The 512-nt window shown below is 49.2% G+C and carries 1 protein-coding gene; it reads left to right on the forward strand.

Annotation, left to right across the window (positions count from 1 at the left end):
- Positions 1-512: beta-ketoacyl synthase N-terminal-like domain-containing protein (locus ABRS97_RS28150; protein ID WP_367859155.1), on the forward strand; the 512-nt coding region annotated here is incomplete at both ends.

Consider the following 512-nt stretch of genomic DNA (forward strand, 5'->3'; position numbering starts at 1 on the left):
GGAGTGAATGTTTCTCTTCACCCGAATAAATATCTGAAACTTAGCCAAGGGAAGTTTATTTCCAACAAAGGAAGATGCGAGAGTTTTGGTGAAGGCGGCGAGGGATACGTGCCTGGCGAAGGGGTAGGGGCCGTATTGCTGAAACCGCTATCAAGAGCAATCGCAGATGGCGATCAGATTTATGGGGTTATCAAGGGTACAGCCATTAATCATGGAGGAAAGACCAATGGATATACGGTGCCTAACCCTAATGCGCAAGGAAATTTAATAAGCCAAGCCTTGAAAGAAGCCGGAGTAAATCCACGGACGATCAGTTATTTGGAAGCCCACGGAACCGGAACGGTCTTGGGAGACCCGATTGAAATTACCGGGTTGACCCGGGCATTTGGACAAGATACGCCGGACAAACAGTTTTGCGCGATAGGGTCGGTGAAGTCCAACATCGGGCATTGCGAAGGCGCAGCGGGGATAGCGGGATTAACGAAAGTATTGCTGCAATTGAAGAATGGCCA

It is taken from the genome of Paenibacillus tabacirhizosphaerae, assembly GCF_040812395.1.
Classification (GTDB): Bacteria; Bacillota; Bacilli; order Paenibacillales; family NBRC-103111; genus Paenibacillus_E.